Below are 22,443 nucleotides of genomic sequence, written 5' to 3' on the forward strand. Positions count from 1 at the left end.
AGCACTCCTAATCCTAACGAGGTCGCAACCCTTCGCCGCGGCTGTCGTGTGTTGCTGGATTGGCGCTGGCACCGCCGGTAGCGCCTATTTTCTGCCAGCGCCTGCGGCTTCAATGTCCAGCCGTGCTGTTGCAAAGAAGCACGTGAAGATTTAGCACCCAAACCTACGCGCAGCAAGCTCATTCCTGTTTTGGCCGACCTGCGAGGCGCTGGGCGAACTCGTCGAGCAGTTTCTGCTCGCGCTTGTCCGCTGCGGTACGTGCTTCCTGCAAATAACGCTCGACCAGTTTGCGCAGCCCGTCGAGGCGCGCGCGGCGTTGCTGCCATTGCTCGCGCAGCTTGTCGAGATTATTGCGGTGCCAGTCCAGACTGCGTTGCTGCTGGGCGATGGCCGACTCGAGTTGCGAAAGGAAGCGTTGGTAGTTCATCAACCACTGACCCGAGACGCCCTGGCTGCCCTGATTGAGCCACTGCTGTTGGTAGTCGGTGAAATATTGGCGTAGCTCCCCGAGCTTCGCCTCGGCCTGGGCGACCTGCGTCTGCCCCTGGCCGAACAAGCGCGCGGCGTCGCGCTCGGCCCGCTCGGCCATATCGATCACGGGCGCCAGGCGCGCTGCACGGCTCGCCGACAAGGCTTAGTTCGCCGCTTTCGGGTTGAAGACGTTGCTCAACGAGACTTCACTTTGCGCCAGCCCCTCGGACTCGTTCAGGCCCTGCCTGAGGTAGCGCACCATCTCGGCCTGGCGGGCAATGGCCAGGTCCGTCTCGGGGTCGCCGCCGGGCACGTAGGCGCCCACGCTGATGAGGTCGCGGCTCTGCTGATAGCGCGACCAGAGTTGCTTGAAGCGCTGCGAGCCGCGCAGATGCTCTTGGCTGACCACCGCCGGCATCACGCGGCTGATGGACGCCTCGATATCGATCGCGGGGTAATGCCCCTCTTCTGCCAGCCGGCGCGACAGTACAATGTGACCGTCGAGTACCCCACGTGCGGCATCTGCGATTGGATCCTGCTGGTCATCACCCTCGGAGAGCACGGTGTAGAACGCGGTAATCGAGCCACCGCCTTTTTCCGCATTACCGGCACGCTCGACCAGGCTCGGCAGCTTGGCGAAAACCGAGGGCGGATAGCCCTTGGTCGCCGGGGGTTCGCCGATGGCCAGGGCGATTTCCCGCTGGGCCTGCGCATAGCGGGTCAGCGAATCCATCAGTAGCAGTACGTTCTTGCCCTTGTCGCGGAAATACTCGGCGATGCGCGTGCAATACTGCGCCGCGCGCAGCCGCATCAGGGGGGCATCGTCGGCGGGCGACGCGACGACCACCGAGCGCTTGATGCTTTCCTCGGTGAGGATATGTTCGATGAACTCCTTTACCTCGCGGCCACGTTCGCCGATCAAGCCAACCACGATGATGTCCGCCTCGGTGAACCGCGTCATCATGCCGAGCAGCACGGATTTACCGACACCGGTGCCGGCGAACAGGCCAAGGCGCTGGCCGCGCCCCACCGTGAGCAGGCCGTTGATACAACGAATGCCCACATCCAGCGGCTCGCTGATCGGATGGCGCTTGAGCGGGTTGATCACGGGGCCGTCCATAGGCACCCAGTCCTCGGCCTTCATACCGCCCTTACCGTCCAGGGCGCGGCCTGCTCCGTCGAGCACGCGGCCGAGCATCGAGGTGCCCATGGGCAGCCGCCCGGTATTGGGTAACGGCACGACGCGGGCCCCCGGCGCGATACCGGCGAGACTGCCGACGGGCATCAGGTAGAGCTTGCCGCTGGCGAAGCCCATGACTTCCGCCTCGACCTGCGTCGGGTGGTAGCTGTCTTCGTTGATAACCAGGCAACGGCTGCCGACTGCGGCGCGCAGCCCCTCGGCCTCCAGCGTGAGGCCGACCATGCGCAGCAGGCGCCCCTCGAGGATCGGCTGGGCGGGCAGTTTGATGGCCTCGCCGTAGGCTTCGAAGCGCCTGGCGAAACTGGTACGTTCAAGGCGCATCGGATGGCTCCGCGTCCAGATCGATATGCAGGTCGGCTTCCGGCGGGCTGGTGGCGTTCTCCCGCTGCTGGTCGAACAACTGGGCAATTGCCTGCGCCAGACGGGTTTCCACGCTCGCATCGATCCGGCTCTGCTCGGTCTCGACACGGCAGCCGCCTGGCATCAAGTCGCTGTCCTCGATGATCCGCCAGGTTTCCTCGTGGCGTTCGCGCAGCGCTTTCACCAGTTCGAAGTCCTGCGGATTGATGTGGATGCGCACGTTGCTAGCGCCCATGGGCAGCAGTTTGAGCGCCTCGCGCAGAACCTGACGAATCTGGCTGGAGTCGATCAGCAGGTCGCGCTGGATAACCTCGCGCGCCAGCTGGCTGACAAGCGTCACCATGGCATGTTCGAGGTTGCGGTCCTGGTCGGCGATGGGCTCGAGCAGCTGGCCCATCAAGGTTTCGAGGTTGCGCAGCTTCGGCGCCAGGGCGGCGTCGGCCTCTTGGCGCGCTTTCAGCTGGCCGGCATGGAAGCCGTCCTTCTCGCCGGTGCTGAAGCCCTCGTTATAGGCCTCCTGACGGATTGCCTCGAGCTCGTCGAGCGTCAGCGGTTTGACTTCCTCGACCGGAACGTCCTCGCTGTGGGCCAGCTCGGCCTCCTCGACAGCCGGCTCGGGCACCTCCGGCTCGGATGGCTCGCCGTGCGGATCGAAGCTCGGCAAGGCCCAGCGATCGAAGACATTGATGTCCTTCGCGCGGATCACGTCGCTGGGGTTTTCCTTCGACATCGAGACAGAGTCCTGCTAGTCAGATCATTTCTTCGCCGCCTTTGCCGCCGAGCACGATTTCTCCGGCTTCGGCCATGCGACGGGCGATGGTAAGAATTTCCTTCTGCGCGCCTTCCACTTCGCTGATGCGCACCGGGCCCTTGGCTTCGAGGTCGTCGCGCAGCAACTCGCCAGCGCGCTTGGACATGTTCTTGAACACCTTTTCCTTGATCGCTTCGTCGGCGCCCTTGAGCGCCACCACGAGCACGTCGGAGGATACTTCGCGCAGCAGTACCTGAATGCCCCGGTCGTCGACATCGGCCAGGTTGTCGAATACGAACATCAGGTCTTCGATCTGCGAAGACAGGTCCTCGTCGACTTCGCGAATCGCGTCCATCAGCTGGCCTTCGACCGAGCTGTCGAGGTAATTCATGATGTCCGCGGCGCGCTTGACGCCGCCCAGGTTCGCCCGCGTGGTGTTCGAGTTTCCGGAGAACTGCTTCTCCAGAATCAGGTTCAGCTCCTTCAGCGCCGCCGGTTGCACGGTATTGAGCGAAGAAACACGCAGCACGATATCCAGGCGCACCTTGTGGTCGAAATGCGAGAGCACCTCACCCGCTTGATCCGGGTCGAGGTAGGCCACCACGATTGCCTGGATCTGCGGGTGCTCGTAGCGAATGACGTCGGCCACCGCGCGCGGCTCCATCCACTTCAGGCTGTCCAGACCGCTGGTGTTGCCGCCCAGCAGGATGCGGTCGATCAGGCCACCGGCCTTGTCCTCACCCAGCGCCTGGGTGAGCATCTTGCGGATGTAGCCGTCCGAGCCGACGCCGAGGCTGGTCTGGTCGCCGACGATCTCGACGAACTCGCTCATGACCGACTCGATCTGGTTCTTTTGGACGTTGCGCAGCTGCGCCATCGCCGTGCCGACCTTCTGCACTTCCTTCGGCCCGAGGTGGCGCAGCACTTGTGCGGCATCAGCCTCGCCGAGCGAGAGCAGGAGAATCGCAGCCTTGTCGACCTTGTTCATCTTGGCGGGAACCCGTGCGTCACTCATCTGCGTTGATCCATTCTTTGACGACCTGCGCCACCCGGCCCGGATCGTCAGCTACCAGATTCTTGATGGCATTCAGTTGCGCATCGTACCCCTCGGTCGGGCTCGGCAGCATGATGCTCTGCGGCCCGCTCAGGCTGACCCGATCACTGGCCAGCGAACCCTCGATGCCTTCCATGTCGCCCAGCTCGGCATCGCCTGCGGCGACCGGTGCCAGTTCCTTGCCCTTGCCGGCATTGGTCAGGTTGTTCAGTACCGGACGCAGCACGCCGAACACCAGCACCAGGATGAACAGTACACCCAACACTTGTTTGACGATGTCCCAGAACCAGGGTTGCGTGTAGAACGGGCTGTCGACGAACGTCTCATCCATCGAGTCGCTGGCGAACGGCGCATTGATCACGCTGACGCTGTCTCCACGGCTGGCATCGAAGCCAACGGCGTCCTGCACCAGGCGAGTGAAACGCGCCAATTCTTCGGCACTGCGAGGCGCCCGGGTGGTCTGGCCATCAGCCGAAACCACAACCTGATCGTCCAGCACCACCGCGACGGAAAGCCGACGCAGGCGACCCTGCTGCTGCTTGGTGTAACTGATAGAGCGGTCCAGCTCATAGTTGCGGGTCGACTGCTCACGCTTGTCGGCTGGGTACGGTGCCAGCATCGGCTGGCCGGTCGCCGGGTCCATGACCTGCTGACCGTTGGCGTCGAGCAGCGGCTGGCCGGAGGCGATGGCGCCGGCAGGAGCCGCACCAGCAACCGCATTCTCAGGCGCAGCCGCCGGGCCCGGCGGCTGGTTGCTCAGGGCACCCGGCACGCCTTGCGGGCCGAGGCTGCTTTGACGCTGTTCGTTGACGCTCTGCTCGCTGCGCAGGGCGGGCTGGTCCGGGTTGAACGTCTCGGACGTCGATTCGACCGCGCTGAAATCCACGTCAGCCGACACTTCCGCCTTGTAGCGACCGTTGCCCAGCACCGGCTGCAGGATGTTGTGCACGCGCTGGGTGTAGAGGCTTTCCATGCGGCGGCTGTAATCGAACTGCTTGCCGGCCATGCTCAGCTCGGTCAGCTCTTGTTGGTCGGACAGCAGGTTGCCCTTCTGGTCGACGACAGTGATCTGCGACTTGGTCAGTTCCGGCACGCTGGTGGCGACCAGGTTGATGATCGCCATCACCTGGCTCGGCTCCAGTGTGCGGCCCGGATAGAGCTCGACCAGTACCGACGCGCTCGGCTTACGCTCGTCACGCACGAACACCGAACTCTTCGGGATCGCCAGGTGGACGCGCGCGCCCTTGACGTTGTTCAGGCTGGAGATGGTGCGCCCCAGTTCGCCTTCCAGACCGCGACGGTAGCGAGTGGCTTCCATGAACTGGCTAGTGCCGAGCCCCTGCTCCTTGTCGAGAATTTCGAAACCGATGTTGCTGTCCGTCTGCCCAATGCCGGCGCCGGCAAGCTTCAGGCGCGCACGGGCCAGGTCGTCCGCCTTGACCAGCAGCGCGCCGGAATTGGGCTCGACGGTGTAGGCGATATCGGCTGCGGTCAGGGTCTCCATGACCTGATTGGCGTCCATCCCGGCGAGGCTACCGAGCAGCGGCCGGTAGTCCGGCTGCTGCGACCAGAGCACCACGGCAAAGCCGATCGCGACGCTCGCGGCAAGGCCAACCAGCAGGCCGATCTGCCGCAGCATCGACATCTCGGAGAGGTTCTCGAGAAAAGACAGGCCAAACAGCGGCTTCTTCGGAGCATCCGAATCGACCGTGGCGGGAACTTTGCTAAGCACTTCAGCCATTGATCAAACCCCGCCTTAGACCGGCATCTGCATGATGTCTTGATACGCCTGGACCAGCTTGTTACGCACCTGGGTCATGGCCTGAAAAGAAACGCTGGCCTTCTGCGAGGCGATCATCACGTCGGTCAGATCGACGCCGCCCTGGCCCATTTCGAACGCGCTAGCCAATTGGCTGGAGGCCTGCTGGGTTTCGTTCACCTTGTTGACGGCCTGGCCGAGCATGTCGGAGAAGCTCGGCGCGCCCACTTCCTGGGGCGCAGACACGGGCTTGGAACGCGCCATTGCATCGGTCTGCATGGCGCGCATTTCCAGCATCAAGCGGTTGAATTCGATACCCTGGCTCATTGGTCCTCCATCAGCTGCGGGTTTTTTGACGCTTCGCAGCGGGCACAGGGGTAATAGCAACATCGATGCCAGAACGGCCTGAAGGTGGAGGCCCGACCACAGCCTGAATGTCGTGCTGCTGCGTCACGAGCGCTGCCAGGAATCTTCCGCTTGGGAGATGGCCTCCCCGCCGGCGCCCTCCAGCCTTGAGCGCACCCCATTCCACTGGCTGTTCCGCTCATCGCCATGCCGGCTGTACCGTGACGGCCGCGGCGGGGCGCCCTAGGCTAAGCAGCCGGACTCAAAGGAATCACCATGACGGACGCCACTCGCTCAATGCCTCGCCCGCTTGCCGACACCTCGGCCTCCAGCGTCGTCGCCGGTTTCATCGCCATGCTCACCGGCTACACCAGCTCGCTGGTGCTCATGTTCCAGGCAGGCCAGGCGGCAGGGCTGAGCGAAGGCCAGATCTCGTCGTGGATCTGGGCGTTGTCGATCGGCATGGCGATCTGCAGCATCGGCCTGTCGCTGCGCTACCGCGCACCGGTGGTCATCGCGTGGTCGACGCCCGGCGCCGCGCTGCTCATCACCAGTCTTCCCGGCGTTCCGTACGGAGAGGCCATCGGCGCGTTCATCTTTGCCTCCGCACTGATCGCGCTGTGCGGGCTGACCGGCAGCTTCGAGCGCCTGATGCGCCGCGTCCCCGCCTCGCTGGCGGCGGCACTGTTGGCTGGCGTGCTGTTCAACATCGGCATAGAGATTTTCCGCGCGGTAGAAGTACAGCCCTTGCTGGTGCTCGGCATGTTCTTCAGCTATCTGGTAGCCAAGCGCGTGCAGCCTCGCTACGCCGTGCTTGGCGCGTTGCTAGTCGGCTGCCTGATTGCTGGCTTCTCTGGGCTGCTGGACTTTCAGCGCCTGAGCCTGCGAGTAGCGGTGCCGGCGTGGACTACGCCTTCGCTGTCCATCGCGGCGATCTTCAGCATCGGCATTCCTTTGTTCGTCATCGCCATGGCCTCGCAGAACATGCCCGGCCTGGCGGTGCTGCGTGCCGAGGGGTACGACACGCCGGCGTCGCCGTTGATCTCGGTGACCGGCATCGCCTCGCTGCTACTGGCGCCTTTCGGCTCGCACGGCATCCATCTGGCAGCCATCACGATGGCCATCTGCGCCGGGCCAGAGGCACATGCCGACCGAACCAAGCGCTACACCGCCGCCGCCTGGTGCGGCGTGTTCTATGGCATCGCCGGTATTTTTGGCGCGACGCTAGCCGCATTGTTCGCCGCCTTCCCTACCGCACTGGTCTTGTCGGTCGCCGCACTGGCGCTGCTGGGCTCTATTGGGTCGGGGCTGACCCAAGCGATGCAACAGCCGAACGAGCGGGAGGCAGCGTTGATCACCTTTATGGTGACGGCGTCAGGGCTGACGCTGTTCGGCATTGGCGCCGCGTTGTGGGGCTTGATTGCAGGGGTGCTGACGTTGGTGATTCTCAACGGTCGCAGGTGAGATGGGCGGCAGTATGCCGCCGGCCAAATCCGACTTACCCCCCCCCCGGGGTAACAAGTCACGCTGGCAGGCGGCACGACTTGAGAGCAACGACTTAGATGGCTGTCGCGCCACCGTCCACCGCCAATGCGTGGCCCGTCGTGAAGGCTGCTTCATCGCTGCAGAGATAGAGCACCGCTGCCGCGATCTCTTCTACCTTGCCGATGCGCCCGACCGGATGCATCGCCGCGGCAAATTCGGCCTTGCGTGGATCGGCCTCATAGGCCCGGCGGAACATGTCGGTGTCGATCACTGCTGGGCAGACCGCGTTGACTCTGATGCCTTTTTTCGCATATTCGATGGCCGCTGACTTGGTCAGCCCGATCACCGCATGCTTGGACGCCGAATAAATGCTCATCTTCGGCGCAGCGCCGAGGCCCGCCACCGATGCGGTGTTGACGATCACCCCGCCGCCCTGGGCAAGCATTGCCGGCAATTGATGCTTCATGCACAGCCAGACACCCTTGACGTTGACGCCCATGATGGCATCGAACTCCGCCTCGCTTCCCTCGGCCAGCTTGCCCTGCTCGATCTCGATCCCAGCATTGTTGAAGGCGTAATCCAGCCGGCTGTACGCCTCGATTGTTTGCTCGAGCATGCCGCGGACCTGGTCATCGCGTGTCACGTCACAACGCACGAAGAGCGCCTCGCCGCCCGCCTCCAGGATGGCCTCGACACAGGCCTGGCCGCCGGTTTCGTCGAGGTCGGCGACGACCACCTTCAATCCTTGCCGGGCGAACGCCAGCGCCGTAGCGCGACCGATGCCAGCTGCGGCGCCAGTAACCAGCGCAACCTTTCCGGCGAATGACATGCTCATGCGGATTTCCCTTGTTCTGATAGATGAAGCACCGCCCCGCTGTGACCGAGGCTCGCGAATTGGTCACCGTTATACCGCCAACGCCTGAATCGTCATAAGCCGTTCGCCGGATATCACTCGCGCCGATGCCCATGCATTTCAGAGTTCCGCTTTGCTTGCAGCGGCGGGTCCGAGCGACTAAACCAAAGGTTTTCCTGACCAGAGGCTCCCATGGACAAGACCAATCGCCAATTCCTGCTGGCCAAGCGCCCGATCGGTGCGCCGAGTCGCGACACCTTCGATCTCGTCGAAACACCTCTTGGCGAGCCGGGACCAGGGCAGATCCTAGTGAAAGTGGAATACCTGTCGCTGGACCCTGCCATGCGTGGCTGGATGAACGATGCCAAGTCCTACATTCCGCCGGTTGGTATTGGCGAAGTGATGCGCGCGCTAGGCGTCGGCAAGGTCGTCGCGTCGCAGCACCCCGGTTTCGCGGAGGGTGACTACGTCAACGGTGCACTAGGCGTCCAGGACTACTTCCTCGGCGAGCCCAAAGGCTTCTACAAGGTCGATCCGAACCAGGCGCCGCTGCCCCGCTACCTCTCCGCGCTGGGGATGACCGGCATGACTGCCTATTTCGGTCTGCTGGCGGTCGGCGAACCCAAGGCGGGTGAAACCGTGGTGATTTCTGGTGCGGCTGGCGCGGTGGGCAGCGTCGTCGGGCAAATTGCCAAGATCAAAGGTTGCCGAGTGGTCGGGATCGCCGGCGGTGCGGACAAGTGCCGCTTTCTAACCGACGAGCTCGGCTTCGATGCCGCCATCGACTATAAGAGCGAAGAGGTCGGCGCGGGTCTGAAGCGCACGTGCCCGAAGGGCGTGGATGTGTTTTTCGACAACGTCGGCGGCGAGATCCTCGACACGGTGCTCACCCGCATAACCGTCGGGGCTCGCATCGTGATCTGCGGCGCGATCAGCCAGTACAACAACACCGATGCAGTGAAGGGCCCGGCTAATTACCTGTCGCTGCTGGTGAATCGGGCACGCATGCAGGGCATGGTGGTGATCGACTATGTCTCGCGCTATCCCGAAGCGATGAAAGACATGGCCGGCTGGATGCAAAGCGGGCAGCTCAAAAGCAAGGAAGACATAGTCGAAGGGCTGGATACCTTCCCCGATACGCTCATGAAGCTCTTTACCGGCGGTAACTTCGGCAAGCTGGTGCTGAAAGTCAGCTAAGCCATTGCAGGCCGGCTGCCGCCTGGCAGCCGGCTAGGCCTTCAGGCCAATTGCGCGACGACATCCGCCAAGGCTTTCGCCGGATCGGTGGCTTGCGCAATCGGCCGGCCCATCACGAGGTAGTCCGACCCCGCCTGCATCGCTTCGGCCGGGGTCAGGATGCGACGCTGATCATCCGCTGCCGCGCCTGCTGGGCGAATCCCCGGCGTCACCAGCTTGAGCGAAGGAAACTGCGCCTTGAGCGGCTGAGCTTCCTGCGCCGAACAGACCAGGCCATCGAGCCCGGCCTGGGCTGCCAGTCCTGCCAAGCGCAGCACCTGCTGTTGCGGCGCCAGATTCAGGCCGATGCCGGCGAGATCTTGCTGTTCCATGCTGGTCAGCACCGTAACACCAATCAGCAGTGGCTTGGGCCCGTTGAGCCCGTCCAGCGTCTCGCGGCAGGCCGTCATCATCCGCAACCCGCCGGAGCAGTGGACATTTACCATCCATACGCCGAGCTCCGCCGCAGCCTTCACTGCCATCGCCGTGGTATTGGGAATATCGTGAAATTTCAAATCGAGGAACACGTCGAAGCCCTTGGCGTGCAGCGCCTCGACGATCTGCGGACCGCAGCGGGTGAACAGTTCCTTGCCGACCTTGACGCGGCAAAGCGCTGGATCCAGCCGTTCGGCCAGTGTCAGCGCAGCATCACGGGAAGGAAAATCGAGCGCAACGATGAGGGGGGTCTGGCAGGGCATGGGGCGTCCTCAGCAAATTTCGGCGCGCATTGTCGCAGAATACGGCGCACCGGCGGAGCCCCACCGCGTGGCGACTTTCCGCCTGCCGGGATGGCATCGCCCAGCGCCACAGCGTAAGGTGGCTGCATCACAGCTTTCGGGAGTCGAACATGCCCTGGTACATCTGGTTGCTGCTTGCCGTGGTGCTCGGCTCGATCATCGGCGGGCTGATCCTGCTGAAGGCCGGCGCCCGCAAGATCCCCCTGACCGAAGAGCAAAAACAGCGCATCGCCCAGCGCAACGCCGAAGCGGATGCCGAGGATACCCGCAACCGCTAGCCGCCCCTCCATCACTCGCTCTTTGCCTCAGACTTCACGGGATGTTCGGACCGAACGGTCAGTGATGGCCTTTTGCCTGGCCTCGGGCGATCATTGCTGTCCTTCATAAGGATGAACCATGTCAGCAGTCCCCTCTCCGCTCGGTGATATCCGACCCAAGGCCCAGGCGGCCTTTGCCCGGCGCATTCTGCCTGGCATTGCATGCCTGCTTGCCCTCGCGCTGCTAGCGGCCGCTGTGGCCGTCATACACATTGCCGGCACCATCGACCGAGACGCCCTGGTACGCGAAGGCTTTCTTGCCCAAAGAGCATTCGAGACGCACCAGGAAGGGATGAACCGTCACATCGCCGACAACGCTTTCTGGGGTGATGCCTACGCCAACCTGAGCAGCCAGACCAATCTCGATTGGGCGTACGAGCAGGAGAATCTCGGGCCTTCGCTGTATGAAGATTTCGGCTACGAAGCAGTGTTCGTCGTCGATGCGAACGGCCGCACCACGTATTCAGTCATCCGTGGCGAGCTTAGCGACGTCGATGCGAAGCAATGGCTGGGTCAGGGGTTGTCTACGCTACTGGACGATGCGCGCGTCGCCCTCGACAACGAGGAGACCACGACTGGCCTGCTAACAGCCGAGGGGCACCCGGCCATGGCCGCCGCTGCGGTGATGACCACCGGTGGCAGCGATATCGAACCCACCCCAGGGCCCGCGTCGACGCTCTTGTTCGTCGACCTTCTCGACCCGGCCCGCCTACGCGAACTGGGCGCGGCCTACGCTATCGACGGCCTGCGCGTTGCCCCTAGAAGCGACCAGGAGACCGATGCGCGGTTCGAGCTGGGCTACCTGGACGGCTCGCCGTTGAGCATGACCTGGACGGTGTCCCAGCCAGGTGAATACCTCTTGTGGATTACCATGCCCGTGCTGGGCGGCGTAACGCTCGGCTTGGGCCTGCTTGCCTGGCTATTACTGCGCCAAGCGCTAAAGAACCTGCGGATCATGGACGCCAGCTACGAGCGGCTCGCGGCGAGCCGGGCAGCATTAGCGGCCAGCGAGGAACGTTTCCGGGACGTCGCCGAAGCGGCCTCCGACTGGATCTGGGAAACCGACCAGCAGGCCCGCCTGATCTATCTGTCCAGCCGCTTCGAGGAAATCACCGGCCATGCACCGAGCGAGTGGATCGGGCGCCCCTTGCTCGACCTGCTCATCAGCGACAAGGCTGCCCTGCAAGACTGGCTGGCCAGTTCCCGGCGCGCGCCCCTGCGCTGCAGCTATCGCGCCGCTAACGGCTGTGAGCGGCATTGCCGGTTGTCGGCACGGGCCATACGGCGCAACGGCGAACTCATCGGATATCGGGGCACCGCCAGCGACATCACCGAGGAAACAAAGGCTCAGGCCCGTGTGCAGTACCTCTCGCAGCATGATGCGCTGACGGGCCTGCCCAACCGCAACCGCCTACGCGAATACCTCGAGAACCGGCTCGCCACGGTGACCAGCTTGTCGAGTGTGGCGGTGCTCTACATCGACCTCGACCGGTTCAAGCCCGTCAACGACACACTGGGGCACGGAGCCGGCGACGAGATCCTTGTCGGCGTGTCCAACCGCCTCAAGCAGTGCGTTCGCGCCGATGACCTTGTCGCGCGCCTGGGTGGCGACGAATTCGTCATGGTTCTTGGGCGCCTGCAAGGTAGCGACGATATCGAAGGCCTATGCTCGCGCGTCGTGACCAGCCTCAGCGAGCCCTTCCACTACGAGGAACACCTGATCCATATCGGTGCGAGCATCGGCATCGCGGTGGCGCCGACCGACGCCGTACAGTCCGCCGACCTGCTGCGGTGCGCGGACATCGCGCTGTACCAGGCCAAGGCCAACGGGCGCGGAACCTGGTGTTTCTACGGCAGTGAAATGGACAAGCGGTTGCACGAACGTCGCCGTCAGGAAGACGAACTGCGCCTGGCCTTGGTCGAAGAGCAATTCGAGCTCTACTACCAGCCGCGCTACTTCAGCGAAGGCATGCGCATCAACGGCGCAGAGGCGCTGGTGCGCTGGCACCACCCTACACGCGGCCTGCTTCTGCCCGAGCAGTTCGTGCCACTGGCCGAGGAAACCGGCCTGATCGTCCCTCTCGGCGAATGGGTACTGCGCCAGGCCTGCCACGAGGCGGCGAGCTGGAACGACGAACCCGTGGTCTCGGTGAACCTTTCGCCGTTGCAGCTGCGTAACAACGACCTGTTCGAAGTGATCCGCAGTGCTTTGACCGACAGCGGCTTGCCCGCGGCGCGGCTTGAACTGGAGATCACCGAAAGCGCATTGCTCGAGGAGAATCAAAGCACGCTGGACGTGCTTACTCGCCTCAAAACGCTCGGCCTTCGGCTGGCGATGGATGATTTCGGCACCGGCTACTCTTCGCTCAGCAACCTGCGCCTCTACCCGTTCGACATGATCAAGATCGATGGCAGCTTCGTCGCAGGCATGCAGCATTCGGCCGAGGATCATTCGATCGTCAAGGCATTGATCGACCTGGGCCGCGGGCTGCGCATTCGTGTGACGGCCGAAGGCGTCGAGACCTCAGAGCAACTGGACCTGCTTCTGGCAGATGGTTGCCGGGAAATGCAAGGCTTCCACATGAGCCGCCCGCTACGCGCCAGCGAACTCCACGCGCTGTTCGAGAGCAGCGTTCTCGGCAAAGCCCAGCCCACCGACACCAGCCCGAGCTGACATCCGGACGATCAGCGCCTGAGCTCGAAATTGATCTCGGCGCCACCGAAGTCGTCGTCACCGTTGTCGTCCTGCAGCAGGCGGCCGCTCATCTGCAGGGCACGGCTGGACGGAGCGGTTTCGAACAACGGTGGCAGCAGGTCTAGCGAGGCTTCGTCCTGGCTGGCATCGAGTTCCTCAGTCCAGTCTTCCGGCAGGCTAAGGTCCAACTCAGGTTGTTTCAGCGGCTCGACCGCCGCCTGTCGCCGCTCAGGCTTCGCCTCGGGCGACCTGGGGGCGGCAGGCGCTACTTTGATGGGTGGTGGCGCCTCGCCCCCCTCGTTGGCAGGTGGTTCGCTGCCGGTGTCTTCGTTGGCGATGTCCGGCAACTCAATGCGGATCGGCGGCGGAACCTCGTCCGGTGCGTCATCGAGACGAGGGGCGTGATCCGGCGTCGGCGCGATGGGCTCACCCAATGCAGCACCGGTTCGAGCCGGGGGCGTCGAGGGGGCGCCCGGCGCTTCTGGCGTGTTGTCGCCGTCACAGGCACCGAGAAACAGCAACGCCATCATCCACCAAAACGCCTTGACCGCCACGACTGCACCTCCCACTAATTCACTTGCCGGCAGAGCTCCTCCGCCAATGTCCCCAAAGTACTCAGTGCCCGCTCGACCTCTGCGGTCCAGGGCAGCGCGCAATTGAGCCGAATGCAGTGGTTGAACTGCTCGGTATTGCTGAAGATCAGCCCCGGGGCAATGCTGATTCCCCGCTTGAGCGCCTGTACGTGCAGCTCCTTGGTATTCACCCGGGCCGGTAGGCTCACCCAGAGGATGAAGCCGCCGGTGGGCCGCGTCATCTGCGTACCTTCCGGAAAGTAACGCTGCACCGCCAACTGAAATGCGCTGAGGTTGCTGCGGTACTCGTGCCGGATGTAACGCAGGTGCCGGTCGTAGCCGCCGTTCTCCAGATAGGCGGCAACAGCCATCTGGGTCACGCTGCAGGCCGAATGGGTGCTGAAGGTCTGCAAACGATGCACGTCCTCGCGATACCGGCCCGGCAAAATCCAGCCAATCCGCACGCCCGGTGACAGGGTCTTGGAAAAGCTTGAGCAGTAGATCACCCGGCCATCGCTGTCGTTGGACTTGAGCGCCTTGATCGAACCGGCGTCGAACATGAGCTCGCCATAGATATCGTCTTCGACAATCTGAATGTCGAAATTCGCGGCGAGCTTGAGCAATTGTTTTTGGCGAGCGTCCGGCATGCTACCGCCCAGGGGGTTACTCAGCCGCGCGGTCAGGACCAGCGCCTTGATCGGCCACTGGCTCGCCGCCAGCTGCAACGCCTCAAGGCTCAGCCCGGTGTCTGGATCACAGGGAATCTCGATGACTTTAAGCCCCAGCAGGTCGGCCAGTTGCAGCAGGCCGTAGTAGCTGGGTGATTCAGCAGCGATCAGGTCGCCCGGTTTGGTCAACACGCGCAGCGACATCTGCAGCGCGTCGACGCAACCGTGGGTGATCACCGCTTCATCCGGGCCGACCACCACGCCGGCATCGCGCATGCGGATCGCCACTTGCCGGCGCAGCGGCTCGTAACCCGGGCTGAACATGTAACTGAACGCCCGTTGGCTCTGGAACCGTGTGACCTTGGCAAGCTGCTGGTGCAACGCACGTACCGGCAGGTAGTCGACGTGTGGCACCGCCGCGCCCAGGGGTATGAGCCCATCACGTCGCGATTCACTGAGTACTTGGTTGATGATGCTGCTGCGGGTGACGAGTGTGGGCCGCTCGACCTGGGCGATGTCTGGCGTCGGCGCAGTCAGCGCCGGTGTGTGGTGCACATAGAACCCCGATTGCGGCCGCGCGCGGATCATGCCCTGGTCTTCCAGGTTCGCGTAGGCCTGCAGTACGGTGGCATGGCTGACACTGAGCTGCATGCTCATCTTGCGGACCGACGGCACCCGCTCTCCGGGCCGGTAGACACCTCGCCGAATGTCTTCGGCCAGCTGATGCGCGATGCGCTGGTAGAGCAACAGATTGGTCATTTGGCCCGTCTCCGCGAACTGGACCATAACAGTAGTACAGCCCACTATCAGCCGACCAATACAGTTATCGACTAACTCGCCGAAACAGTCCGTTACGTTTGCTTAACCGTGACACCTTCAACGCGCAGGCGCGAGCTGGCCCCCTTCATCCGAAAACAGGATCTCGACCCGCCTGTTCTGCGCCCGACCACGCGCGGACGCGTTTTCGGTTACCCGAAATTGCTCGCCGTAGCCGACCACATCCATGCGCCTGGACTCGATGCCAAGGTCGACCAGAAAGTCGGCCACCGCCTGGGCGCGGGCGCGTGACAGTTCGAGATTTTCCGTCGCGTCGCCCCGGTTATCGGTATACCCCTCGACACGGATACGTCGCCCCGGATTGAGCTGGAGAAAATGCGCGAGCTTGAGCAGGGTGCGATTGGCTGAATTGCCAAGCTCGGCGCTGGCCGGCTTGAACAGAACGTCGCCAAGCGTCATCACCAGCCCTCGGTCGGTCTCGGCGGCTGCCAGGCTGATCATTTGCTCGTCCAGCCAGCGGTCCTGCTGATGGACATCCAGCAGCCTGGCCTCCTGCAAGGTCTGGCGCAGGCGTTCCTGCTCCATCGCCAATTGCGTCGCGCGCGCCTGGTTACGCAGCAAGGCGCTGTGATAGCGGGCAATATCGCTGTAGCGCAGGCTGAGGAAGGCGTAGTGCTCGGCATCCTCAGCATTGCCGAGGTAGCTGGCGAAGCGCATGGCGCGCTCGAGCGAGTCGCCGGCGCGCGATACGTCCTTGGGCGCATCGTGCATCACCTGGGGGTCCTGGCTTACCTTTTCGTAGGCTTGGGTGGCATCGCGCAGCTGCTGATCCAGAGCGGGCGACGTGCAACCGTAGAGGCCGGCGGCAAGGAGAAAGAGCGGAGCGAGGCGGATTGAATTCACCGGAGATCTCCCAACTGTTCGCGCAATCGCGCAATACGCCGGTTCAGCTCGGCGAGCTGCAATTCGCTCTTGTCATGAAGCACCTTGGCCTCGGCGAAACGTGCATCCAGCTCGGCCTGCTCGGCCTGCAAGCGGGCGTGGCGGTAGTTACGGTCCTTCATTGCAGCGACGGCCATAGCCAGCTTGGCCTCGGCCTGCTGTAATTCAGGTGTCTGCTCGCTGGCGCCGACGGCACGCGCCTGGACGATGGCCTGCTCCGTCAGGCGAAGCTGCTCGGTCGGTGCGGGGTCACTGGCGCAGCCTTGCAGCAGCACGAGCACGCTCAGGCATAAGGATTGAATTTTCAACGGGTTCGATCCTAGCGTTGGGAATTGCTTGTTGGCGCTAGCTGCTGTTGCTTCCAGCGCTCGAGGTTATCGGCCAGTAGCTGCTCGGGAACGCCGGCGGCGCGAAGTTCGGTCATCTTCACCGCCAGCTGACCACGCAGCCATGGCGAGTTACAGGCCGAGTCATGGGACACCGCTAAATGCATACCATGGCTCAGTACTGGCGGCTGCAAGCGCTGCACATCGTCCAGCAGCCCCAGCGGGCCGGCCAGCGCCACTGCGCTATAGCGCTCGTGCAGTACGTAATCCGTTTTGCCGACGAGTAGACGCTGCATCGCTTCGGCAAGGCTGGGGGCAGTCTCAAGCTTCAGCGATTTCGACGCATAACCCTCGAATACGCTGCCCCAATGCTTGCCCGACACCCGAGTGCCCGCATGCCCGGCCAGATCCTCGCGGCTGGCGTAGAAGAAACCCGGTTCGTTTCGCACCCAGGCGGCGACCTGCAACCCGGTGATTGAGGGATGCACGAAATCCATTCGCTTCAATTCCGAGACGCTCAGGGTGGCGTCGGCAAGCAGGTCGACGCGACCACTTCTAACCTCATCCGATGCCTTGGCAGAATCACCGGTGTAGAGTAAATCCAGCTTGAGTTCGAGCGAGTCAGCGATGCGCTTCAAGAGGTCCGCATTGGCTCCCACCAAACGCTTGGGATTCTGCGGATCACGCCAGAGGAAAGGTGGGTTGTCCGCTCCGCCCGTTGCGATCAGCCGGTCGCATTTGCCGCCTGCCGCCGTGGCGGCGAGGGGCGCGGCGAGCAGCAAGGTGATCAGGGCAGTTTTCAGCCGAACGGCACAGCGCATGGATTACCTCGTGTCGGGGATTCGGACAGGCCTGGCTGCGCATCTTACCATCGGCCACGAGCCCGAGGCGCCCATGAAAAAACCCGCTACAGGAGCGGGTTTTTTAGTCAGCGACGCGCGTCAGACGAGCTCTTCGAGCGCCGGCAGGATCTCGAACAGATCACCGACCAGGCCGTAGTCGGCAACCTGGAAGATCGGTGCCTCTTCGTCCTTGTTGATCGCGACGATCACCTTGGAGTCCTTCATCCCCGCCAGGTGCTGGATGGCACCGGAGATGCCGACCGCGATGTACAGCTGCGGTGCGACGATCTTGCCGGTCTGGCCGACCTGCATGTCGTTGGGCACGAAGCCGGCATCGACTGCGGCGCGCGAGGCACCCACGGCAGCGCCCAGCTTGTCCGCCAGGGAGTACAGATGCTTGAAGTTTTCGCCGTTCTGCATGCCGCGACCGCCAGAAACGACGATCTTGGCTGCGGTCAGCTCGGGACGGTCGGACTTGGCCAACTCTTCACCGACGAAGGCGGACACACCTGCATCACCGGAACCGGAAACCTGCTCGACGCTTGCCGAGCCGCCCTCGGCATTGACCGGGTCGAAACCGGTGCTGCGCACGGTAATGACCTTGATCGGGGCGCTGGACTGCACGGTAGCAATGGCGTTGCCCGCGTAGATAGGCCGTTTGAAGGTGTCGGCGCTTTCGACGGCGATGATCTCGGAGATCTGGTCGACATCGAGCTGGGCAGCCACGCGCGGCATGAAATTCTTGCCATTGGTGGTGGCCGCAGCCAGGACGTGGCTGTAACTGCTGGCGAGACCAGCAATCAGCGGAGCGACGTTTTCCGGCAGTTGGTTGGCGTAGGCGGCATCGTCGGCAACCAGCACCTTCGAGACACCGTCGATCTTCGCGGCAGCTTCGCCGATAGCGGCGCAACCAGCGCCTGCCACCAGCACATGAATATCGCCACCGATCGCTTTGGCGGCAGCAACGGTATTCAGGGTCGCAGCGGCCAGGACGGCATTGTTGTGTTCAGCGATAACCAGGATAGTCATTTAGATTACCTTCGCCTCGTTCTTCAGTTTCTCGACCAGTTCAGCCACGGACTTGACTTTGATACCGGCGCTACGCGCAGCGGGTGCCTCGACCTTCAGCGTCTTGACGGTCGAGGTGACGGTCACGCCCAGCGCGTCCGGCGTGAGAACCTCCAGAGGCTTCTTCTTGGCTTTCATGATGTTCGGCAGCGATGCGTAGCGCGGCTCGTTCAGACGCAGGTCGGTCGTCACGATGGCCGGTAGGTTCAGGGCTACGGTCTGCGCGCCGCCGTCGATCTCGCGCTCGACCTTGACCTTGTCGCCTTCCACCTCGACCTTCGAGGCAAAAGTGCCCTGGGCAAAACCAGTGAGGGCGCCAAGCATCTGGCCGGTCTGGTTGTTGTCGCTGTCGATGGCCTGCTTGCCGAGGATGACCAGTTGAGGCTGCTCCTTGTTGACCACTGCCTTGAGCAGCTTGGCCACAGCCAGGGAGCTCAGGTCTTCCGTCGATTCAACAAGCACACCGCGATCGGCGCCCAGCGCCAAAGCCGTACGCAGCTGCTCCTGTGCGGCAGTCGGGCCGATGGACACCACAACGATCTCGCTGGCGACGCCCTTCTCTTTCAGGCGAACGGCCTCTTCCACGGCGATCTCACAGAAGGGGTTCATCGACATCTTGACGTTGGCGAGGTCGACGCCGGAGTTGTCCGCCTTGACACGAACCTTGACGTTGTAATCGACCACTCGTTTGACAGCTACAAGAATCTTCATGGATTCCTCTACTCTCCGGTGAATAGGAATGTCGCCGAGGCGAATCGAGCCACTGCTCGAAGAACCGGGCGTCAATGCAACCGCGGAACCCGTTCGGCGCGCGCAAAACTGCCCGTATCTTGACCGCTGGTCACGGCTGGGGTCAACAACGCATATACCCCGCTATAACCGGCAGATTCGCGATTCTAACAGCCTTGCAGAAAATTCAAACAAACGTTTGTATTGGACCCGTTTCGGCACATCTATATAATGCGGCAGCTCGGCCTGGTCAGGGAAAACGATCCAGCCCTTACGATCACACAAAAAATCAAAGCCTTGAGTAGGAGATAGCCAATGGAACGCGAATACATGGAATTCGACGTAGTCATCGTCGGCGCCGGCCCCGCGGGCCTGTCCGCTGCCTGCCGACTGAAGCAAAGGGCTGCAGACGCTGGCAAGGAGATCAGTGTCTGTGTCGTCGAGAAAGGTTCCGAAGTCGGCGCCCATATTCTGTCCGGTGCGGTATTCGAGCCCCGTGCGCTCAATGAGCTCTTTCCGAACTGGAAGGAGCTTGAGGCCCCGCTGAATACCCCCGTCACGCGCGACGACATCTACCTGCTCAAGAGCGCCGAAACCTCACGCAAACTGCCCAACGCATTGGTACCCAAAACCATGCACAACGAGGGCAACTACATCATTTCGCTGGGTAACTTGTGCCGCTGGTTGGCTCAGCAGGCCGAAAACCTCGGTGTCGAAATCTATCCCGGCTTCGCTGCGCAGGAAGCGCTGATCGACGAGCAAGGCGTGGTGCGCGGCATCATAACCGGTGACCTGGGCGTGGACCGCGAGGGCAATCCGAAGGAAGGCATGTATACGCCCGGCATGGAGCTGCGTGCCAAGTACACGCTGTTCGCCGAAGGTTGCCGTGGGCATATCGGCAAGCAACTGATCAGCCGCTACCAGCTGAACGCCAACGTCGATCCGCAGCACTACGGGATCGGTATCAAGGAACTGTGGGACATCGACCCCGCCAAGCACGAGCCGGGCCTGGTGGTTCATACCGCTGGCTGGCCGCTGGATGATGACAACACCGGCGGTTCGTTCCTCTATCACCTGGAGAACAATCAGGTGGTGGTCGGTCTGATCGTCGATTTGTCCTACAGCAACCCGTTCCTCTCGCCGTTCGACGAATTCCAGCGCTACAAGCATCATCCAGTCATCAAGCAGTACCTCGAAGGTGGCAAGCGTGTGTCTTACGGCGCGCGGGCCATAGCCAAGGGCGGCATCAACTCGTTGCCGAAAATGGTCTTCAACGGCGGCGCCCTGATCGGCTGCGACGCCGGTACCCTGAACTTTGCCAAGATCAAGGGCAGCCACACCGCGATGAAGTCCGGCATGTTGGCGGCCGAAGCTGCGGCCGACGCGCTGTTCGCCGGACGCGAGGGTGGCGACGAGCTGACGGGCTACGAGGAAGGCTTCAAGGCGAGCTGGCTGTACGAGGAGCTCTACAAGAGTCGTAACTTTGGCGCGGCGATCCATAAGTGGGGAGCGGTCAAGGGCGGCGCGTTCAACTTCGTCGACCAGAACATCTTTGGCGGCAAGATCCCGTTCACCCTGCACGACACCAAACCGGACTATGCGTGCATGAAGCTCGCCGCGCAGTCGAAGCGAATCGACTATCCGAAGCCGGATGGCAAGCTCAGCTTCGACAAACTCAGCTCCGTCTTCCTGTCCAACACGAACCACGAGGAAGAACAGCCCGTTCACCTCAAGCTCACCGACCCGTCGATCCCGATCGAGAAGAACCTGCCGCTGTATGACGAGCCCGCCCAGCGTTACTGCCCCGCTGGCGTCTATGAGGTGGTAGACAACGACGACGGCAGCAAGCGTTTCCAAATCAACGCGCAGAACTGCGTCCACTGCAAGACGTGCGACATCAAGGACCCGTCCCAGAACATCACCTGGGTCGCACCGGAAGGCACGGGTGGGCCTAACTACCCCAACATGTAAGCAAGCAAAAAAGGCTCCCTCGGGAGCCTTTTTCATGTACCGGCGAAGGCCGCGTACAACCGCCGCTATTCAGCCCGGCCGATTGGAAAGAACACCCCACCGCTCCACACGCCTAGCCAGTTCTCACCGTCGACTACCCCGGGTATCGCCAGCTCCACGAGCTCGTAAAACACGTTGCGATGAACCAGAGCCTTGAGATTTGCACGCACATGGACGTAGGGCGCGGGCTCCTGTGTCTGCGGATCGATGACGACACGTAACGCATGCTCGGCGCCCACTTCCACCTCGTCGTCGACGTTGGTGGTAAAGCGCAAGCGCTGCGTTTCGCCCTCTCCCTCAACCGCCAATCGCACCGCTACGAAAGGGGCGTCATCGACTTGTATGCCGACTTTTTCCACCGGCGTGACGAGAAAGTAGCGATCGCCATCGCGGCGAATCACGGTTGAGAACAATCGCACCATGGCGGGCCGGCCAATTGGCGTGCCCATGTAATACCAGCTGCCGTCTCGCGCGATGCGCATGTCCAGATCCCCGCAGAACGGTGGATTCCACAGATGCACCGGTGGCAGCTCCTTCTTCTCTTGTTTTGGGATCTGCCCCAGCAGATCCGCAGCCTTGCCCGCATCGTTCATGTTTGTTCCTATCGGCTGAGGCCAATCAGGCTGCGGGCATAGTCCCTTAGAGGCGGGCCCAGCAAGACCTGTGGCGTCGCATCATAGATATTGAGCAGCCCGCCACGGCTGCGTATCCGTGCCGTATCGACCAGATAGCGGCTGCCCGTCTCGATGAGCATCAGTTGAATCACGCTGGTATCGACACCGAGCCGGTCGAGCGCACGCTGATCGTTCAACTCATCGAAACTGCCGATTCGATCGTCGGCCGTGGCAAATCGCGTGTACAGCAAGTAATGGGCACCTGAGGCCACTGCCTGGTTCAACGCCTCATCCAGACCGACCGGGTCTGGCGCACGGCGAACCATGGGAAAGTACTCGACGAAGCCCTTGAACGCTTCCTCCGCCACGACGTTCGGCCGTGGATAGCCGTTCCCCGGGGGCACGAAGTGGCCTTGGGCGATATAGATGGAGGAGTCGGCCTGTAACCGCCAGGACGCCGAGCGCTGTGTATGGCTGTGATCGAGAATGCCGGCATCGCGGAGCTGGTCGCGCGTGCCCTCGGCCATATCGCTAACCTTCATGCAGCCTCCAAGGACCAAGAAGGCAGCGAGTAAGGTAATCATCTTCATCCGAATGCTCCTGCGGCTGACGGAAAACTGGCGGCTCCTCG

22 protein-coding genes are annotated in these 22,443 nt (G+C 62.7%); 5 read left to right on the forward strand and 17 right to left on the reverse strand.

Annotated features, from left to right (window positions below; translation table 11 throughout):
* Positions 1 to 178 precede the first annotated feature (178 nt).
* From fliJ to fliE, 6 genes are read right to left on the reverse strand one after another with little or no spacing between them, the layout of a single operon-like run.
* Positions 179 to 631, reverse strand: coding sequence for a flagellar export protein FliJ (gene fliJ, locus KXR72_RS07535; RefSeq protein ID WP_437420500.1), 453 nt, complete (start codon positions 629 to 631; stop codon positions 179 to 181).
* 3 nt (positions 632 to 634) lie between these two features.
* Positions 635 to 1,993 carry a flagellar protein export ATPase FliI gene (fliI, locus tag KXR72_RS07540; RefSeq protein WP_437420501.1) on the reverse strand — a complete coding sequence of 453 codons (1,359 nt, stop codon included), beginning with the start codon at positions 1,991 to 1,993 and terminating at the stop codon, positions 635 to 637.
* The gene (gene fliH / locus KXR72_RS07545; RefSeq protein ID WP_437420502.1) at positions 1,983 to 2,762 is read right to left on the reverse strand and encodes a flagellar assembly protein FliH; all 780 of its coding nucleotides are present in this window, start codon (positions 2,760 to 2,762) and stop codon (positions 1,983 to 1,985) included. The genes fliI and fliH overlap by 11 nt, the downstream gene beginning before the upstream one ends.
* A 19-nt stretch (positions 2,763 to 2,781) precedes the next feature.
* Positions 2,782 to 3,798 carry a flagellar motor switch protein FliG gene (gene fliG / locus KXR72_RS07550; RefSeq protein ID WP_437420503.1) on the reverse strand — a complete coding sequence of 339 codons (1,017 nt, stop codon included), beginning with the start codon at positions 3,796 to 3,798 and terminating at the stop codon, positions 2,782 to 2,784.
* The gene (gene fliF / locus KXR72_RS07555) at positions 3,791 to 5,578 is read right to left on the reverse strand and encodes a flagellar basal-body MS-ring/collar protein FliF (protein ID WP_437420504.1); all 1,788 of its coding nucleotides are present in this window, start codon (positions 5,576 to 5,578) and stop codon (positions 3,791 to 3,793) included. Before fliF ends, fliG begins: the two co-directional genes overlap by 8 nt.
* A 15-nt stretch (positions 5,579 to 5,593) precedes the next feature.
* Positions 5,594 to 5,923 (reverse strand): flagellar hook-basal body complex protein FliE, encoded by a 330-nt coding sequence (gene fliE, locus KXR72_RS07560; protein WP_437420505.1) that lies wholly within the window; start codon positions 5,921 to 5,923, stop codon positions 5,594 to 5,596.
* Positions 5,924 to 6,217: 294 nt separating this feature from the next.
* Between fliE and KXR72_RS07565 the strand changes: the two genes are divergently transcribed.
* Positions 6,218 to 7,405 carry a benzoate/H(+) symporter BenE family transporter gene (locus tag KXR72_RS07565; protein WP_437420506.1) on the forward strand — a complete coding sequence of 396 codons (1,188 nt, stop codon included), beginning with the start codon at positions 6,218 to 6,220 and terminating at the stop codon, positions 7,403 to 7,405.
* A 94-nt stretch (positions 7,406 to 7,499) separates the two neighbouring features.
* Here KXR72_RS07565 and KXR72_RS07570 read toward each other — a convergent pair whose 3' ends face one another.
* Positions 7,500 to 8,261: an SDR family oxidoreductase gene (locus tag KXR72_RS07570; RefSeq protein WP_437420507.1), complete on the reverse strand. Its 762-nt coding sequence runs from the start codon at positions 8,259 to 8,261 to the stop codon at positions 7,500 to 7,502.
* Between the two features lie 210 nt (positions 8,262 to 8,471).
* Here KXR72_RS07570 and KXR72_RS07575 point away from each other — a divergent pair, with 210 nt between their 5' ends.
* A complete protein-coding gene (locus KXR72_RS07575) occupies positions 8,472 to 9,476 on the forward strand; it encodes an NADP-dependent oxidoreductase (RefSeq protein ID WP_437420508.1) in 1,005 nt (334 codons plus the stop codon).
* 41 nt (positions 9,477 to 9,517) lie between these two features.
* Here KXR72_RS07575 and pyrF read toward each other — a convergent pair whose 3' ends face one another.
* Positions 9,518 to 10,213 carry an orotidine-5'-phosphate decarboxylase gene (gene pyrF / locus KXR72_RS07580; RefSeq protein ID WP_437420509.1) on the reverse strand — a complete coding sequence of 232 codons (696 nt, stop codon included), beginning with the start codon at positions 10,211 to 10,213 and terminating at the stop codon, positions 9,518 to 9,520.
* Between the two features lie 149 nt (positions 10,214 to 10,362).
* Between pyrF and KXR72_RS07585 the strand changes: the two genes are divergently transcribed.
* Complete coding sequence (locus KXR72_RS07585; RefSeq protein ID WP_437420510.1) at positions 10,363 to 10,530, forward strand: DUF2897 family protein; 168 nt, start codon at positions 10,363 to 10,365, stop codon at positions 10,528 to 10,530.
* A gap of 118 nt (positions 10,531 to 10,648) precedes the next feature.
* On the forward strand, positions 10,649 to 13,243 hold the full coding sequence (locus KXR72_RS07590; protein ID WP_437420511.1) for a bifunctional diguanylate cyclase/phosphodiesterase: 2,595 nt from the start codon (positions 10,649 to 10,651) through the stop codon (positions 13,241 to 13,243).
* Positions 13,244 to 13,254: 11 nt separating this feature from the next.
* On the opposite strand, the gene KXR72_RS07595 is transcribed toward KXR72_RS07590, so the two are convergent.
* The 7 genes from KXR72_RS07595 to KXR72_RS07625 all read right to left on the reverse strand — a co-directional run bounded on the left by KXR72_RS07595 (position 13,255) and on the right by KXR72_RS07625 (position 19,170).
* On the reverse strand, positions 13,255 to 13,833 hold the full coding sequence (locus KXR72_RS07595; protein WP_437420512.1) for a hypothetical protein: 579 nt from the start codon (positions 13,831 to 13,833) through the stop codon (positions 13,255 to 13,257).
* Entirely contained in the window at positions 13,833 to 15,263 is a 1,431-nt protein-coding gene (locus tag KXR72_RS07600) for a PLP-dependent aminotransferase family protein (protein ID WP_437420513.1), read from the reverse strand. The genes KXR72_RS07595 and KXR72_RS07600 overlap by 1 nt, the downstream gene beginning before the upstream one ends.
* Positions 15,264 to 15,380: 117 nt before the next feature.
* Positions 15,381 to 16,184, reverse strand: a complete 804-nt coding sequence (locus KXR72_RS07605; protein WP_437420514.1) for an OmpA family protein — start codon at positions 16,182 to 16,184, stop codon at positions 15,381 to 15,383.
* On the reverse strand, positions 16,181 to 16,531 hold the full coding sequence (locus KXR72_RS07610; protein WP_437420515.1) for a DUF4398 domain-containing protein: 351 nt from the start codon (positions 16,529 to 16,531) through the stop codon (positions 16,181 to 16,183). The genes KXR72_RS07605 and KXR72_RS07610 overlap by 4 nt, the downstream gene beginning before the upstream one ends.
* A gap of 11 nt (positions 16,532 to 16,542) precedes the next feature.
* Positions 16,543 to 17,370, reverse strand: coding sequence for a substrate-binding periplasmic protein (locus tag KXR72_RS07615; protein WP_437420516.1), 828 nt, complete (start codon positions 17,368 to 17,370; stop codon positions 16,543 to 16,545).
* Positions 17,371 to 17,490: 120 nt separating this feature from the next.
* Complete coding sequence (locus KXR72_RS07620; RefSeq protein WP_437420517.1) at positions 17,491 to 18,420, reverse strand: electron transfer flavoprotein subunit alpha/FixB family protein; 930 nt, start codon at positions 18,418 to 18,420, stop codon at positions 17,491 to 17,493.
* Complete coding sequence (locus KXR72_RS07625) at positions 18,421 to 19,170, reverse strand: electron transfer flavoprotein subunit beta/FixA family protein (protein WP_437420518.1); 750 nt, start codon at positions 19,168 to 19,170, stop codon at positions 18,421 to 18,423.
* Positions 19,171 to 19,503: 333 nt separating this feature from the next.
* Here KXR72_RS07625 and KXR72_RS07630 point away from each other — a divergent pair, with 333 nt between their 5' ends.
* Positions 19,504 to 21,159, forward strand: coding sequence for an electron transfer flavoprotein-ubiquinone oxidoreductase (locus KXR72_RS07630; protein ID WP_437420519.1), 1,656 nt, complete (start codon positions 19,504 to 19,506; stop codon positions 21,157 to 21,159).
* Positions 21,160 to 21,224: 65 nt separating this feature from the next.
* On the opposite strand, the gene KXR72_RS07635 is transcribed toward KXR72_RS07630, so the two are convergent.
* Both KXR72_RS07635 and KXR72_RS07640 read right to left on the reverse strand, forming a co-directional pair.
* The gene (locus KXR72_RS07635) at positions 21,225 to 21,791 is read right to left on the reverse strand and encodes a DUF1285 domain-containing protein (protein WP_437420520.1); all 567 of its coding nucleotides are present in this window, start codon (positions 21,789 to 21,791) and stop codon (positions 21,225 to 21,227) included.
* A gap of 8 nt (positions 21,792 to 21,799) precedes the next feature.
* Positions 21,800 to 22,402, reverse strand: coding sequence for a DUF4823 domain-containing protein (locus tag KXR72_RS07640; RefSeq protein WP_437420521.1), 603 nt, complete (start codon positions 22,400 to 22,402; stop codon positions 21,800 to 21,802).
* Positions 22,403 to 22,443 lie beyond the last annotated feature (41 nt).

It is taken from the genome of Stutzerimonas chloritidismutans (genome assembly GCF_051486945.1).
GTDB classification, from domain to species: domain Bacteria; phylum Pseudomonadota; class Gammaproteobacteria; order Pseudomonadales; family Pseudomonadaceae; genus Stutzerimonas; species Stutzerimonas chloritidismutans_B.

Excerpts from the sequence above, each read along its gene's own strand:
- fliI (WP_437420501.1), bottom strand. The coding sequence starts at position 1,993 with ATGCGCCTTGAACGTACCAGTTTCGCCAGGCGCTTCGAAGCCTACGGC.
- fliH (WP_437420502.1), bottom strand. The coding sequence starts at position 2,762 with ATGTCGAAGGAAAACCCCAGCGACGTGATCCGCGCGAAGGACATCAAT.
- fliG (WP_437420503.1), bottom strand. The coding sequence starts at position 3,798 with ATGAGTGACGCACGGGTTCCCGCCAAGATGAACAAGGTCGACAAGGCT.
- fliF (WP_437420504.1), bottom strand. The coding sequence starts at position 5,578 with ATGGCTGAAGTGCTTAGCAAAGTTCCCGCCACGGTCGATTCGGATGCT.
- fliE (WP_437420505.1), bottom strand. The coding sequence starts at position 5,923 with ATGAGCCAGGGTATCGAATTCAACCGCTTGATGCTGGAAATGCGCGCC.
- KXR72_RS07565 (WP_437420506.1), top strand. The coding sequence starts at position 6,218 with ATGACGGACGCCACTCGCTCAATGCCTCGCCCGCTTGCCGACACCTCG.
- KXR72_RS07570 (WP_437420507.1), bottom strand. The coding sequence starts at position 8,261 with ATGAGCATGTCATTCGCCGGAAAGGTTGCGCTGGTTACTGGCGCCGCA.
- KXR72_RS07575 (WP_437420508.1), top strand. The coding sequence starts at position 8,472 with ATGGACAAGACCAATCGCCAATTCCTGCTGGCCAAGCGCCCGATCGGT.
- pyrF (WP_437420509.1), bottom strand. The coding sequence starts at position 10,213 with ATGCCCTGCCAGACCCCCCTCATCGTTGCGCTCGATTTTCCTTCCCGT.
- KXR72_RS07585 (WP_437420510.1), top strand. The coding sequence starts at position 10,363 with ATGCCCTGGTACATCTGGTTGCTGCTTGCCGTGGTGCTCGGCTCGATC.
- KXR72_RS07590 (WP_437420511.1), top strand. The coding sequence starts at position 10,649 with ATGTCAGCAGTCCCCTCTCCGCTCGGTGATATCCGACCCAAGGCCCAG.
- KXR72_RS07600 (WP_437420513.1), bottom strand. The coding sequence starts at position 15,263 with ATGACCAATCTGTTGCTCTACCAGCGCATCGCGCATCAGCTGGCCGAA.
- KXR72_RS07615 (WP_437420516.1), bottom strand. The coding sequence starts at position 17,370 with ATGCGCTGTGCCGTTCGGCTGAAAACTGCCCTGATCACCTTGCTGCTC.
- KXR72_RS07620 (WP_437420517.1), bottom strand. The coding sequence starts at position 18,420 with ATGACTATCCTGGTTATCGCTGAACACAACAATGCCGTCCTGGCCGCT.
- KXR72_RS07625 (WP_437420518.1), bottom strand. The coding sequence starts at position 19,170 with ATGAAGATTCTTGTAGCTGTCAAACGAGTGGTCGATTACAACGTCAAG.
- KXR72_RS07630 (WP_437420519.1), top strand. The coding sequence starts at position 19,504 with ATGGAACGCGAATACATGGAATTCGACGTAGTCATCGTCGGCGCCGGC.
- KXR72_RS07635 (WP_437420520.1), bottom strand. The coding sequence starts at position 21,791 with ATGAACGATGCGGGCAAGGCTGCGGATCTGCTGGGGCAGATCCCAAAA.
- KXR72_RS07640 (WP_437420521.1), bottom strand. The coding sequence starts at position 22,402 with ATGAAGATGATTACCTTACTCGCTGCCTTCTTGGTCCTTGGAGGCTGC.